This window comes from Aminobacter sp. P9b (assembly GCF_045345995.1).
In the GTDB taxonomy this organism is placed as follows: domain Bacteria; phylum Pseudomonadota; class Alphaproteobacteria; order Rhizobiales; family Rhizobiaceae; genus Aminobacter; species Aminobacter niigataensis.
Window position 1 is genome coordinate 391,179 of sequence record NZ_CP150082.1, and the last position, 12,940, is coordinate 404,118.

The 12,940-nt window shown below is 64.0% G+C and carries 12 protein-coding genes; 9 read left to right on the forward strand and 3 right to left on the reverse strand.

Features of this window, described 5'->3' with window-relative positions:
• Positions 1-3: 3 nt before the first annotated feature.
• The 3 genes from WHT83_RS02075 to WHT83_RS02085 all read right to left on the reverse strand — a co-directional run bounded on the left by WHT83_RS02075 (position 4) and on the right by WHT83_RS02085 (position 3,048).
• On the reverse strand, positions 4-681 hold the full coding sequence (locus WHT83_RS02075; RefSeq protein ID WP_406872826.1) for a hypothetical protein: 678 nt from the start codon (positions 679-681) through the stop codon (positions 4-6).
• Complete coding sequence (locus WHT83_RS02080) at positions 678-1,727, reverse strand: hypothetical protein (protein WP_406872827.1); 1,050 nt, start codon at positions 1,725-1,727, stop codon at positions 678-680. The genes WHT83_RS02075 and WHT83_RS02080 overlap by 4 nt, the downstream gene beginning before the upstream one ends.
• Before the next feature lie 70 nt (positions 1,728-1,797).
• Positions 1,798-3,048, reverse strand: coding sequence for a glycoside hydrolase family 5 protein (locus WHT83_RS02085; RefSeq protein WP_406872828.1), 1,251 nt, complete (start codon positions 3,046-3,048; stop codon positions 1,798-1,800).
• 54 nt (positions 3,049-3,102) lie between these two features.
• Here WHT83_RS02085 and ybgC point away from each other — a divergent pair, with 54 nt between their 5' ends.
• The 9 genes from ybgC (at position 3,103) to ftsH (ending at position 12,882) form a co-directional block, all read left to right on the forward strand.
• Positions 3,103-3,570 (forward strand): tol-pal system-associated acyl-CoA thioesterase, encoded by a 468-nt coding sequence (gene ybgC, locus WHT83_RS02090; protein ID WP_183262719.1) that lies wholly within the window; start codon positions 3,103-3,105, stop codon positions 3,568-3,570.
• 344 nt (positions 3,571-3,914) lie between these two features.
• Positions 3,915-4,625 carry a protein TolQ gene (gene tolQ, locus WHT83_RS02095; RefSeq protein WP_108606520.1) on the forward strand — a complete coding sequence of 237 codons (711 nt, stop codon included), beginning with the start codon at positions 3,915-3,917 and terminating at the stop codon, positions 4,623-4,625.
• Positions 4,626-4,635: 10 nt separating this feature from the next.
• Positions 4,636-5,094 carry a protein TolR gene (gene tolR / locus WHT83_RS02100; protein ID WP_183262721.1) on the forward strand — a complete coding sequence of 153 codons (459 nt, stop codon included), beginning with the start codon at positions 4,636-4,638 and terminating at the stop codon, positions 5,092-5,094.
• Positions 5,095-5,102: 8 nt separating this feature from the next.
• Entirely contained in the window at positions 5,103-6,164 is a 1,062-nt protein-coding gene (locus WHT83_RS02105; RefSeq protein WP_183262722.1) for a hypothetical protein, read from the forward strand.
• 76 nt (positions 6,165-6,240) lie between these two features.
• The gene (tolB, locus tag WHT83_RS02110; protein WP_245439791.1) at positions 6,241-7,518 is read left to right on the forward strand and encodes a Tol-Pal system beta propeller repeat protein TolB; all 1,278 of its coding nucleotides are present in this window, start codon (positions 6,241-6,243) and stop codon (positions 7,516-7,518) included.
• 251 nt (positions 7,519-7,769) lie between these two features.
• The gene (gene pal / locus WHT83_RS02115; RefSeq protein ID WP_108606516.1) at positions 7,770-8,279 is read left to right on the forward strand and encodes a peptidoglycan-associated lipoprotein Pal; all 510 of its coding nucleotides are present in this window, start codon (positions 7,770-7,772) and stop codon (positions 8,277-8,279) included.
• A 159-nt stretch (positions 8,280-8,438) separates the two neighbouring features.
• Positions 8,439-9,494 (forward strand): tol-pal system protein YbgF, encoded by a 1,056-nt coding sequence (ybgF, locus tag WHT83_RS02120; protein ID WP_318763499.1) that lies wholly within the window; start codon positions 8,439-8,441, stop codon positions 9,492-9,494.
• A complete protein-coding gene (tilS, locus tag WHT83_RS02125; RefSeq protein WP_406872829.1) occupies positions 9,488-10,843 on the forward strand; it encodes a tRNA lysidine(34) synthetase TilS in 1,356 nt (451 codons plus the stop codon). The genes ybgF and tilS overlap by 7 nt, the downstream gene beginning before the upstream one ends.
• 104 nt (positions 10,844-10,947) lie before the next feature.
• Entirely contained in the window at positions 10,948-12,882 is a 1,935-nt protein-coding gene (gene ftsH / locus WHT83_RS02130; RefSeq protein WP_108606514.1) for an ATP-dependent zinc metalloprotease FtsH, read from the forward strand.
• The last annotated feature ends 58 nt before the right edge of the window (positions 12,883-12,940 follow it).

The window sequence follows — 12,940 nt, forward strand, 5'->3', positions numbered from 1 at the left end:
AACCTATTCCTTTTCCACCGGGAACGGTGTCGGCTCCCAGATCCGGGCAAAACCCTTGGGCAGCCTGGCGATACGCATCGCCTCCCAGGCCGCAAGCTGTCGGGCGATGCCGGCCCTGTCGCCTTTGTCCAACAAGGGACCGAGCGCATCAACGACCGAAGCCACTTCCGCCTCGGCAAAGCCGGGAATGCACCACAGGGAGCGACCGTTCCTGAGATCGTCGAGCTTGGCACGTGCAGTATCGAGATCGCCGCGCGCGGCATGCAGCGACACGCCCCGCAATTCGTCGATGTCGAAGTGGCGATATCGAATGGGTTTGGTGGCCAGATAGGCGACCATATCGTCCAGCGTTACGATGCTGCGGAAGAGCGGGAGAACTTCATGCTCGAGCTTGCTCATGAAATATTCCGGCATGGCTGGATCGTCCCACAGCCACAAGCCGGGGCTGTCGCGAAAGATACGGTCGCCCCAGTTGAGAGGAAAGTGCCCGACAGGCTCACAGAAATGGGTAACTGCCCATTGGGGGACAAAATAGGTATCATGGTTGCGGCTCAGTATGACGATACCGCGCAGCACGTGCCGTATCGGCTTCATCACCAGCCAGCGGCCGATAACCTCCATGTCGGAGTGGCGCGCCAGCAGCGGTTGCAGATGACGTTTGATCAACTGCGACGCGGTCATTCGTATGGCCTCACTTCGATGACGATGATGGGACGCCCGTAGCGCAACAGCCGGGCGGCAAACTCGACCGTTCGCGCGCTGCTCAAACCTCGTCGCCCAGTCTTGAGATCGTAAACGCAAATTGGACCACTACCGCGATCTTCTAATACGTCGACGCGGATCGCCCTGAAATCCAGCGGCGCCTCCTCGACCTTCTTCAGAAGCGAGTGTTCCGACTTCAGAGCTGGGTCCAGCAAGGCCTCAATCTTCTGGTGAAGCCGCACATGCACAGCTGTTCCAAACACAGCTGCATTTTTATATGGGCCTGCGAGCTTGGCGTCTGACATGGCTTCGTTCGAAAGGCTCTGGACGAGTTCGAGCTTGGTGCAGACCTTCTCCGTCTCGGCGCGCGAGAGCATGCCGACGAAGCTCAACGATGTCAGCAACGACCCGTTCGGCCGAAACTCCTTCGCCGTGAAGGCCAAGCAGGCCCTTTGGTCCCGCGTGTTGCCAGCCGATAAACTGTTGTAGAGCTGTCGCCCAGCCTCGAAGGCTTGCCGAGCAACCGGCGCATTTGCGCGCTGGATCACTGGTAGCGACATCGGCCCGTGAGGCGTCCACAGCGTTTTGCTGATCGGATTGCCGGCACCGTCAAGCACGGTTTGGCTCGTGCCCTCGGTCTGGAAGACGAAACGCCGTCCACCTGGAAGGCTTACCGTGTGCCGTACATGCGGACTTCCCGGTCGGTTGGATAGTCCAACACGCGTCACGATCCGCGCGCGGTCGATGGCAGGTTTGCTTGAGGAAGCCGCCCCGCCTCTCTGGCCGGGTGTAACGCTTGGCGACGCTCGGGCGCCAGACAGATTTCGGTTCGGTCGCGAGCGCCCGGCACCTCCACCAGCATCGGTCCACTGGCCGCCATCATGATTGCCCGATGGCACTCTCGGTTGGGCGGGGTTGAAGCCTGCCTTCAGCCGCAGCCGCAGCAGTTTGACGTCGAGGTCGAGGCCGACATGCCTCGTGCGGAATTTCCTGAGAGCCGTCTCTTCATCGTTTGTGTTCGTCATGCTCGTCCCATCGCCAAGTCAAAGCGATAGTACAAGAAAATATTCCTACAATCAATGATTGAAGCGCCCTCTACTTCAATCCCCTGACCGCCTCCAGCACGTCCGGCTCGGCCTTCCGGCCCTCGAACTCGTCGACGATGCCGAAGGCGCCGCCATAGCCCCAGATCGACCAGGCAAAACCATGCGTCTCGGCGCGGGCGATCATGTCTTTGACATAGCCAGCGCGCCAGGCGCCGGGCATGACATGAGGATTGCCATATTCCTGGCGGATCATGCCGAACTCGCCGAGGTAGATGTTTTCGGGCGCAACGCCATGTTTCCCGGCCCAGTCGGCGACCAGGCGAAACGGCGTGTCGAGCAGCGCGTCGAGCTTGGCCTTGGTATCCACCGTGGCCACCTGCTCGTCGAGATAGGACAACAGGCCGGAACGGCGCGACAAGGGTGCCTCGGCCCTGATCTTTTCCCTGACCTTGTCGAGCGCGGCGTCAAGTTCGGTGCGCGGCACGGCATGGGGCGGATAAGGCAGCCCTGTGACGTAGGGAATGAAGTCGCCGGCCCAGGTCGCGCCCTGGTGGGTGAGCAGGAAGGGTGCGTAGGAATGGAACGTCCAGATGATGTTGTCGTCCGGGATATCCTTGGGGTCGATGGCCGCGAGCCCTTCGGCGCTGGCCCAGCAGCCGCCCGAAAGCACCAGCGTCAGCCGTGTCGCCGAGGCACGGGCAGCAGCATGGAGGCGCTTGAGGCGCTCGGGCCAGACTTTGGCTTGCCCGGGCTCGCAATCGACGACCGGCTCGTTCATCAATTCGAACGCGACCTGGGCCGGATCTTCCTTCGATAAGGTGAGCCCCATCTGACGGACCAGTTCGACATAGCCGTCGAACAAGGCAGGGTCATCCATCACCTCGGCCATGCCGATCTTGCGGTTGCCGCCGGCGGGAATGAGATGGAGATCGACGACCGCCTTGAGCCCGGCAATGTTGATCTGGCGAACGGATTCCAGGACGCTTTCGAACAATTGTTCGTGCAGCGCCCCAGTCTTTTCCGACAGGAAGACCGAGGGATCGACGGGAATGCGCACGACATCGAAACCGTCGGCCTTGAGTGCCTCGAGGTCGGCCGCGCCGAGCCGCTTGCGCCATTCCGGAAAGGGCAGGATGACCTCGGCGTCGCCCCAGCGGGCCTCGTCGGGCCAGGTGTCCCAGATGTCGAGATTGATGCCGCGCTTCATCGAAAACGTCGCAGCAGCGGCCGCACAGACCGACAGCGCCAGCGCCAGCAACGCCACAAGTGAGGTCTTGATCATCGCCACTATTGCTGCCATCCGGTTCGCTGCAGACAAGACTGGTGCCGAAAAGCCCCGAAAAAGGAAAGCCCCATGGCCGATCATGGTGAAGAAGACGCGCTGGCTGCCGGCCTTTCCGGCGCGCTAACGCCGTTCGGCCATCGGCTGATGGCGCGGGTCTATTATGCCGACACCGACTTCTCGGGCGTGGTCTACCATGCGCGCTATCTCGAATTCTTCGAGCGCGGACGTTCGGACTTCCTGCGCCTTGCCGGCGTTCACCACACCGAGCTCGCCGACGGCAAGCATGGCGAAAAGATCGTCTGGATAGTGCGCCGCATGGAGATCGACTTCCGCGCGTCGGCCCGGATCGACGACGTGCTGACCGTCGACACCCGCACCGTGGATATCTCGGGTGCCCGCATCACCATGGCCCAGCAATTGAAGCGCGGCGACGAGGTGCTGGTCGAAGCCCGGGTGGAGGCGGCGATCGTCGGCGAAAACGGGCGCCCCAGGCGTTTCCCCAAGGACTGGGTCGAAGCCTTCATGCCGGGGCAATGATCGCCCGCACGGTCCCAGCCGATCACAAGCCCAGCCGATCACAAGATTGTGTGACACAAAAGCCGGATGGCTGCCCGTCCGCCTCGCCAAACCCAGTCGCCTCGGGCTATCGCATCAGCCAGGCCTTAAGTTCCTAACACATCTTTAACCATAACGGTCCATTAAGGGAGCGGTGAAAGTCGTAAGGATTCCGAGCGGCCTTCCTTTCACCAAATTTCGTCCCGAAAAGGCCCAAAAGGCGCACTTTGGGGACTTCCGGAAGCTTCGCGCGAACGGGCCACGACGGGATGATGCGCAAGGGCTAGCCGAAAGCGGGCCCCGGAAATCTTAAGGACTGTTACAAGATGGAAAACCTACCTCTCGCCCAGACCGGCGCGGAATTGTCGATCTGGGCGCTGTTCTGGCAGGCCGGCTGGGTGGTCAAGCTGGTGATGCTGGGCCTGCTCGGCGCGTCGGTGTGGACCTGGGCCATCATCGTCGACAAGCTGGTCGCCTATAACCGCATGCGCGCGGCGCTGAACCGCTTTGAGCAGATCTTCTGGTCCGGCCAGTCGCTCGAAGAGCTCTACCGCAACCTTTCCGACCGCAAGACCACGGGCATGAGCGCGATCTTCGTCTCTGCCATGCGCGAGTGGAAGAAGAGCTTCGAGAAGGGCGCCAAGTCGCCGCTGGCGCTGCAGACCCGTATCGACAAGGCAATGGACCTGGCGCTGACGCGCGAGATGGAGCGGCTGGAAGGCCGGCTCGGCTTCCTCGCCACCATCGGTTCGGCCGCCCCCTTCATCGGCCTGTTCGGCACCGTCGTCGGCATCATGACCTCCTTCCAGGCCATCGCCGGCTCGAAGTCGACCAACCTCGCGGTCGTCGCACCTGGTATCGCCGAAGCGCTGCTGGCCACCGCCATCGGCCTGCTCGCCGCCATTCCCGCCGTCATCGCCTACAACAAGCTGTCATCCGACGCCGGCAAGATCGCTCTGCGGATGGAGGGCTTCGCCGACGAGTTCTCCGCCATACTCTCGCGCCAAATCGATGAAAAAGTCGCGCCGCGGGCCTGAGGAGTAGACCATGGGTATGTCAGTTAGCGCGGGCGGTTCGGGCCGCGGCGGGCGCGGCCACCGGCGGCGTGGCCGCCATCATGGCCTGATGTCCGAAATCAACGTGACGCCGTTCGTCGACGTCATGCTGGTGCTGCTCATCATCTTCATGGTGGCAGCGCCGCTGATGACCGTCGGCGTGCCGATCGATCTGCCCGAGACCGCAGCCAAGGCGCTGAACTCGGAAACGCAGCCGATCACCATCTCGATCAACGAAGCCGGCCAGATCCACATCCAGGAAACTGAGATCCCGATCGACGAGGTCGTCGCCAAGCTCGGCGCCATCGCCAAGGCCGGCTACGAGGAGCGCATCTATGTGCGCGGCGACAAGACCGCCGACTACGGCACGGTGATGAAGGTCATGGCCCGCATCCAGGCCGCCGGTTACAACAAGATCGGCCTCGTCACGCTGCAGGAACAGGACCAGTAGCCCGCAAAATGAAGACCGGCCTCACGACATCTGTGGTTCTGCATGCAGCGATGCTGGGCTTCGGCCTGTTCACGCTGTCGGCACCCAGCGCCCTCGAAGTCGCCGACGTCGAGGCGTTCCCGGTCGACATCGTGCCAGTGGAATCGATCACCCAGATCCAGAAGGGCGACAAGAAGGCCCCGGTCAATGAAAAGCCGGCGCCCAAGCCGACAAGCCGACCCGACATCGTGCCCGACGCCCAAAATGTCGGCGACAACAAGATCGACAGCGACAAGCCGCCGACGCCCGAGCCGACCCAGAAGGAGGTCGACGTCGCGGCTGCTCCGCCGCCCTCGCCCAAGCCCGAGCCAAAACCGGCCGAAAAACCCAAGCCCGAGCCGGCCAAGCAGGCCGAGCCCAAGCCGACGCCCGTGCCGGCGACGGAAGTGACGCCCGAACCGCAGCCCAAGCAGGACGTGAAGCCGGACCCGGTTGCCGAGACGATCGTCAACGACCAGGCCGAAGCGGAAGCCGTGAAGCTGCCGGAAAACGCGCCTGCGCCCGAGGCCAAGCCCAAGCCGCCGCAGGCCCAGACGGCCAAGACGCCCGACCGCAAGCAGGACGACAAGCAGGCCCAGGAGGCCGCGTCGAAGCCGAAGTCGGAAGAGAAGGAATTCAACGCCGACGAGGTCGCTGCCCTGCTCAACAAGCAGAAGCCCTCGGGTGGCGGCGCCAAGCGCTCGACCGAACAGGCATCGCTGGGCGGCAAGAAGGACACCGGCGGCAGCAAGCTCAGCCAGAGCGAGATGGATGCGCTGCGCGGCCAGATCCAGCGCTGCTGGAACGTGCCGGCGGGCGCCATGGATGGCGGCGCGCTGAAGGTTTCCGTCCAGTTCAAGCTGACCCAGACCGGCGAGATCGAAGGCCGGCCCGAGATCATCTCCGGCGGTGGCGCCGCCGGCATCGAACGTGCGGCAGCGGAATCGGCGCGTCGCGCCGTGCTGCAATGCGCGCCCTACAACCTTCCCGCCGACAAATACGAAGCCTGGGCGGATGTCATCGTCAACTTCGACCCAAGCGAGATGTTCTGAGCGCCTGGCGCTCACCCGGAACTAAGAGGCCTGTCTTATGAAGCATGTAATCAAAGCGATCCTTCTGATCGGCGCCATGGCGAGCGGCATGACCGCGTTCGCCACCTTGCCCGCTCGCGCGCTGGTCGAGATCGACGTCAACAAGGGCAATGTCGAGCCGCTGCCGATCGCCATCACCGACTTCCTGTCGGGCGATGCGATGGGCGCCGAGATCGCCGGCATCGTCGCCGCCGACCTGCAGCGCTCGGGCCTGTTCGCGCCGATCGACAAGGGCGCCTTCATCGAAAAGATCTCCAACCCCGACGTCGCCCCGCGCTTCGACGACTGGAAGGTCATCAACGCCCAGGCGCTGGTTACCGGCCGCGTCAGCCAGGAGGCCGACGGCCGGCTCAAGGCCGAGTTCCGGCTGTGGGACACCTTTGCCGGCCAGCAGCTTGCCGGCGAGCAGTTCTTCGCCAACAAGACCAATTCGCGCCGCATCGCCCACATCATCGCCGACGCCATCTATGAGCGCCTGACCGGCGAGAAGGGCTATTTCGACACCCGCGTCGTGTTCATCGACGAATCGGGCGCCAAGACCGCGCGCAAGAAGCGCCTCGCCATCATGGACCAGGACGGCGCCAATGTGCGCTATCTCTCGGACGGCCGTTCGATGGCCATGACGCCGCGCTTCTCGCCGACGCGTCAGGAAATCACCTACATGTCCTACGAGAGCGGCCAGCCGCAGGTCTATCTCCTGCAGATCGAGACCGGCCAGCGCGAACTCGTCGGCAACTTCCCCGGCATGACGTTTGCGCCGCGCTTTTCGCCCGACGGCCAGAAGGTGATCATGAGCCTGCTGCGCGACGACGGCAATTCCAACGTGTTCTCGATGGACCTGCGCAGCCGCACCACCACGCGCCTGACCAATTCCAGCGCCATTGACACCTCGCCTTCCTATTCGCCTGACGGTTCGAAGGTCGTCTTCACCTCCGACCGTGGCGGCCAGCCGCAGATCTACGTCATGGGCGCCGACGGCTCGGGCCAGACCCGCGTCTCCTTCGGTGGCGGCAGCTATTCGACGCCGGTGTGGTCGCCGCGCGGCGACCTGATCGCCTTCACCAAGCAGTCGGGCGGCCAGTTCCAGATCGGCGTGATGAAGACCGACGGCTCGGGCGAACGCATCCTGTCGACCGGCTTCCAGCAGGAAGGCCCGACCTGGGCGCCAAACGGCCGCGTCGTGATGTTCTTCCGCGACCAGCCCGGCGGCGGCGGTCCCAAGCTCTATTCAGTCGACCTCACCGGCCGCAACGAACAGGCGATTCCGACCTCGGGCTTCGCCTCCGACCCGGCCTGGTCGCCGCTGCTCGACTGAGCAGCCTGATAGTTAACCTAGCGCCCCAGGCGCGACGAAAGGACCAGGCGGCGTCATTTGCCCAATGACGCCGCCTTTCTGCCGTATTTTCGCCTACGGTGCGCGGCGAAGTGCATGTTCGACGACTGCCGTATGCGGGGACGCTACAACGAGCGGCAACGAAATTTTAACCATGTTTCTTGAATGCCGGTTAACCCCAACGTGGTTACTGGATGTTCAACGAAATCACTTGAATGCGAAGGAGAGGCGGGATGCGCCGTATCGCAAAATTTGCAACCAACCCCGTGGTCGTGGCGCTCATCGCCTCGCTGGCGATTGCCGGCTGTGCCTCGAAGAAAACCCCTAACAACGCGGCCGATCTCGGCCTCGGCGGCAGCGCCGGTGCAGCGACCCCGGGCTCGTCCCAGGACTTCACCGTCAATGTCGGCGACCGCATCTTCTTCGACACCGACTCGTCGTCGGTTCGTGCCGATGCGCAGGGCATCCTGAGCCGTCAGGCCCAGTGGCTGAACCAGTATCGCCAGTATGCGATCGTGGTCGAAGGCCATGCCGACGAGCGCGGCACCCGCGAGTACAACCTGGCCCTCGGCGCCCGTCGCGCCGCAGCCACCCGCGACTACCTGATCTCGCAGGGCGTTGCCTCGAACCGCCTGAAGACGATCTCCTACGGCAAGGAACGTCCGGTCGCGGTTTGCGACGACATCTCCTGCTGGTCGCAGAACCGTCGTGCTGTCACGACGCTCTCCGGCGCAGGCAGCTGAGCGGCCGAAAAGTTACACAGTCGAACGAAAGGCGGTCTTCGGGCCGCCTTTTGCTTATCTGGACGACCGAAACAAAATTTGGCCGAAGTCTCCGGTCCTGATAAACGACGAGAGCGCATCGGCGCGAAGCAACCATTTCCGTTCCACGGCGAGAGGCTAATGCATTTTCGATCAATCCTGAGTGGCACGCTTGCCATCTTCCTATTATCCGGGGCCGCGGCGCATGCGCGCGACGGCATCGGCATCGACCTCCCGAAATTCGGCCTGCCGGGCGTCTTCGGCAGCAAGACGGAGAGCCACGAAGCGCCGATCCAGCTTGCCCAGGCAGGCGATCCCCGCGTGACCGCGCTCGAAGAGGAAATCCGCAAGCTCAACGGCAGCATCGAGGAACTGAACTTCCAGATCCTGCAGATGCAAGAACAGATGCGGAAAATGCAGGAAGACAACGAGTTCCGCTTCCAGGAACTCGAGGGCGGCGGACAAAAGAAGTCCGACGCCTCCGGCACCACCAACAACAACAGCTCGATCGTTGAGGCGCCCACGGCGCCTCAATCGGGTCAGGCGCAGGCCACCGCGCCCGCCACCAACGGCCAGAGCGTCGAGGACGTCATCGTCGATTCCGGCACCGGCGAACCCGGCACCACGATCGAGGGCGGTACGGGTACACCGCCGCGGACCTTCGGCACCATCACCGTCGACAAGAACGGCAATGTCGTCTCCGACTCGATCGACCAGCAAGCGGCAACGCCAGTGCAGCCGCAGACGCCTGCCACAGCGCAGCCGGCCCAGCCCAAGGCCAATGGCACGGCGGTTGCGGCACTGCCGTCGACCGACGACCCGGACGAGCTCTACCGCAACTCCTACCAGTTCGTGCTTTCCGGCGACTACACCACCGCCGAAGAAGGCTTCCGCGACCACATCCAGCGCTTCCCAGCCGACCCCAAGACGGCTGACGCACGTTTCTGGCTCGGCGAGTCGCTGCTTGGCCAGAAGAAATACCGCGACGCTGCCGAAATCTTCCTCAGCGCCAGCAAGGAATACCCGAAGTCCAAGAAGGCCCCCGAAATGATGCTGAAGCTCGGCGTTTCGCTGGTCGGCCTGAAGCAGCGCGAAGTTGCCTGCGCCACTTTCGGCGAAATCGGCAAGCGCTACCCCAACGTTTCCGGCGCGATCAAGGAGCGGGTCAAGCAGGAACGGGCCCTCGCCGCGTGCTGACGCAGCCTATCGACGCTGATTTTTTCCCAGACTTTTCCGGTTTCGACTTCGCCGCGCACAAGACGATCGTCGCAGCGGTTTCCGGCGGCAGCGATTCGACTGCCCTGCTTCTCATTCTCAAAGCCCATCTCGCCTGGCACGCGCCCTTGACGCGGCTGCTGGCCGTCACCGTCGACCACGGACTCCGGCCCGGCTCGGGCGCGGAGGCCGAACAGGTGGCAAAGCTTTGCGCTGCTCATGGCATCGCCCACCGCACGATGCGATGGCTCGGCGACAAACCACAGGCAGGCATCCCGGCCGCAGCGCGGGACGCGCGCTACGATCTCCTGGCCGAGGCCGCGCGCGAGGCCGGCGCGACGATCGTCACCACCGGCCATACCGCCAACGACCAGGCCGAGACGGTGCTGATGCGCGGCATGCGCGGCACCGGCCGCGGCAGCGCCGGCATGGCGCCGGCAACGCTGTTCGATGGCGACATCTGGATCGTCCGCCCGCTGCTGGGCCAGCGCCGCGACAGGCTGCGCGCGGCACTGAGCGCACTAGGCATCGGCTGGATCGACGATCCGACCAACACCGATGTCGCCTATGAGCGCCCGCGCATGCGGCTGTCGCTCGGCGACCAGAGCGAAACGCGTATCACGACGGCGCTCGCCGAAGCCCGGCAGGCCGGTGAAACGCGGACAGAACTCGGCCGGCGCGCAGCCACCTTGTTGACCGAGCTGACAAGCAGGGTTGCCCCCGGACTGCTCTGCCTCGATGCTTCATTCCTGCAAGCGCCCGACAATGACGCAGCATGTTACGCCCTGCGCATCCTGGTCGCGGTCGCCGGCGGCGTGCCCCACCTGCCCGATGAGGCCCGTACCCAGGACCTACTGGCGCGGCTGGCGAACGGTATTGCAGACGAAAAACCGGCCCGCGCCACATTGTCGCGCGCCCTGGTCGACGCACGCCGAACCGGGATCTTTGTCCTGCGCGAAGGCCGCGGCCTGCCGGCTCCGGCAACGCTGGCTGGCGGTATCTGGGACGGCCGCTACAGGCTCATGCCGGCGGGGCAAGGAACAGGATCGGCCGTCGCACCAGTCGGTCCGCTCGCGGCGAGGACGATATCGATCGAAACAACAGCGCCGGAAAGTCTTGTCAGGAACGCACTTGCGGCCGAGCCTGGGTCGTGGCGCGGGGGAACGTTCGCCGGCTTGCTGTCGGAGGCGGGTGCCACCCCGGTTGCCGCGCCCTGGGCACGGTTCCTGCCGGCCTTCGATCTCGCCCCTGCATGGGCTCTCCAAAAATTGATCGGCACGGCACATGTGCCGGACCCGCCATGCCGTGGCCACATTGGCGTTGGAGCTTAACCGAGACTTAGGGACGCGCTTGGCAATGTGGCAGCCCGTGCCTATGTTAGGGGCAAGCTTACTCACACCATGCGCGTTCCCCGCGAACGCCAACGGGACACTCGATGAATCCGAACTATCGCAACTTCGCGCTGTGGGCGATCATAGCCGTTCTACTCATCGCCTTGTTCAACCTGTTCCAGACCCCGCAGACCCGCGGCGCGTCGAGCGAAGTGGCCTATTCGCAGTTCCTCCAGGACCTGAATTCGGGCCGCGTCAAGACGGTGACGATTGCCGGCGACCGCATCAGCGGCACCTATATCGACAACTCGACCGGCTTCCAGACCTACTCGCCTGGCGACCCCACGCTGGTGTCGCGGCTTGAGGAAAAGAGCGTCACCATCAACGCCCGCCCCGAAAATGACGGCTCCGGCTCGATCTTCTCCGTGCTATTGTCCTGGCTGCCAATGATCCTGATCCTCGGCGTGTGGATTTTCTTCATGCGCCAGATGCAGTCGGGCTCCGGCCGCGCCATGGGTTTTGGCAAGTCCAAGGCCAAGCTTCTGACCGAAGCGCATGGCCGCGTCACCTTTGGTGACGTCGCCGGTGTCGACGAGGCCAAGGAAGACCTCGAGGAGATCGTCGAATTCCTGCGCGACCCGCAGAAGTTCCAGCGCCTCGGCGGCAAGATCCCGCGCGGCGTGCTGCTCGTTGGCCCTCCCGGTACCGGCAAGACCCTGCTTGCCCGTTCTGTCGCCGGTGAAGCCAATGTGCCGTTCTTCACCATCTCCGGCTCGGACTTTGTCGAAATGTTCGTCGGCGTCGGCGCAAGCCGTGTCCGCGACATGTTCGAGCAGGCCAAGAAGAACGCGCCCTGCATCATCTTCATCGACGAAATCGACGCCGTCGGCCGCCATCGTGGCGCCGGCCTCGGCGGCGGCAACGACGAGCGCGAGCAGACGCTGAACCAGCTGCTGGTCGAGATGGACGGCTTCGAGGCCAACGAGAGCATCATCCTGATCGCCGCGACCAACCGTCCCGACGTTCTCGATCCCGCGCTGCTGCGTCCGGGCCGCTTCGACCGCCAGGTCGTGGTGCCGAACCCCGACATCGTCGGCCGCGAGAAGATCCTCAAGGTCCATGTCCGCAACGTTCCGCTGGCGCCCAATGTCGACCTCAAGGTCGTTGCACGCGGCACGCCCGGCTTCTCGGGTGCCGACTTGATGAACCTCGTCAACGAATCCGCCCTGATGGCAGCGCGCCGCAACAAGCGCCTCGTCACCATGCAGGAATTCGAGGACGCCAAGGACAAGATCATGATGGGCGCCGAGCGCCGCTCCTCGGCCATGACCCAGGCCGAGAAGGAGCTGACCGCCTATCACGAATCCGGCCACGCCATCCTGGCGCTCAACGTGCCGGCCGCCGACCCTCTGCACAAGGCGACCATCATCCCGCGCGGCCGCGCGCTCGGCATGGTCATGCAGCTGCCGGAAGGCGACCGCTACTCGATGAGCTACAAGTACATGATCTCGCGCCTGGCGATCATGATGGGCGGCCGCGTCGCCGAGGAGTTCAAGTTCGGCAAGGAAAACATCACCTCGGGTGCGTCCTCCGACATCGAGCAGGCGACCAAGCTGGCCCGCGCCATGGTCACCCGCTGGGGCTTCTCCGACAAGCTTGGCCATGTCGCTTATGGCGACAACCAGGAAGAGGTCTTCCTCGGTCATTCGGTGGCCCGCACCCAGAACGTGTCGGAAGAGACCGCACAGATCATCGACGCCGAAGTGCGCCGCCTGATCGACGAAGCCTACAACGAAGCCCGCAAGATCTTGACCAAGAAGAAGAAGGACTGGATCGCCCTCGCCGAAGGCCTGCTCGAATACGAGACGCTGTCGGGCGAGGAGATCAAGCAACTGATCGCCGGCAACAAGCCTGCCCGTGACATGGGCGACGACACCCCGACCTCGCGCGGCTCGGCCGTGCCCAAGGCCGGCTCGACCCGCGGCAAGAAGAAGGGCTCCGAGCCCGAAGGCGGCATGGAGCCTCAGCCCTCGAACTGAGGGCTGGACGCCAACTGAATGAAAAACGCCGCCGAGGAAACTCGGCGGCGTTTTTGCA

What these genes read in the sequence shown, in the direction of transcription:
- pal (WP_108606516.1), top strand. Translation starts at nt 7,770, where the DNA reads ATGCGCCGTATCGCAAAATTTGCAACCAACCCCGTGGTCGTGGCGCTC.
- WHT83_RS02105 (WP_183262722.1), top strand. Translation starts at nt 5,103, where the DNA reads ATGAAGACCGGCCTCACGACATCTGTGGTTCTGCATGCAGCGATGCTG.
- ybgC (WP_183262719.1), top strand. Translation starts at nt 3,103, where the DNA reads ATGGCCGATCATGGTGAAGAAGACGCGCTGGCTGCCGGCCTTTCCGGC.
- WHT83_RS02075 (WP_406872826.1), bottom strand. Translation starts at nt 681, where the DNA reads ATGACCGCGTCGCAGTTGATCAAACGTCATCTGCAACCGCTGCTGGCG.
- tolB (WP_245439791.1), top strand. Translation starts at nt 6,241, where the DNA reads ATGGCGAGCGGCATGACCGCGTTCGCCACCTTGCCCGCTCGCGCGCTG.
- tolQ (WP_108606520.1), top strand. Translation starts at nt 3,915, where the DNA reads ATGGAAAACCTACCTCTCGCCCAGACCGGCGCGGAATTGTCGATCTGG.
- WHT83_RS02080 (WP_406872827.1), bottom strand. Translation starts at nt 1,727, where the DNA reads ATGACGAACACAAACGATGAAGAGACGGCTCTCAGGAAATTCCGCACG.
- tolR (WP_183262721.1), top strand. Translation starts at nt 4,636, where the DNA reads ATGGGTATGTCAGTTAGCGCGGGCGGTTCGGGCCGCGGCGGGCGCGGC.
- ybgF (WP_318763499.1), top strand. Translation starts at nt 8,439, where the DNA reads ATGCATTTTCGATCAATCCTGAGTGGCACGCTTGCCATCTTCCTATTA.
- ftsH (WP_108606514.1), top strand. Translation starts at nt 10,948, where the DNA reads ATGAATCCGAACTATCGCAACTTCGCGCTGTGGGCGATCATAGCCGTT.
- WHT83_RS02085 (WP_406872828.1), bottom strand. Translation starts at nt 3,048, where the DNA reads ATGGCAGCAATAGTGGCGATGATCAAGACCTCACTTGTGGCGTTGCTG.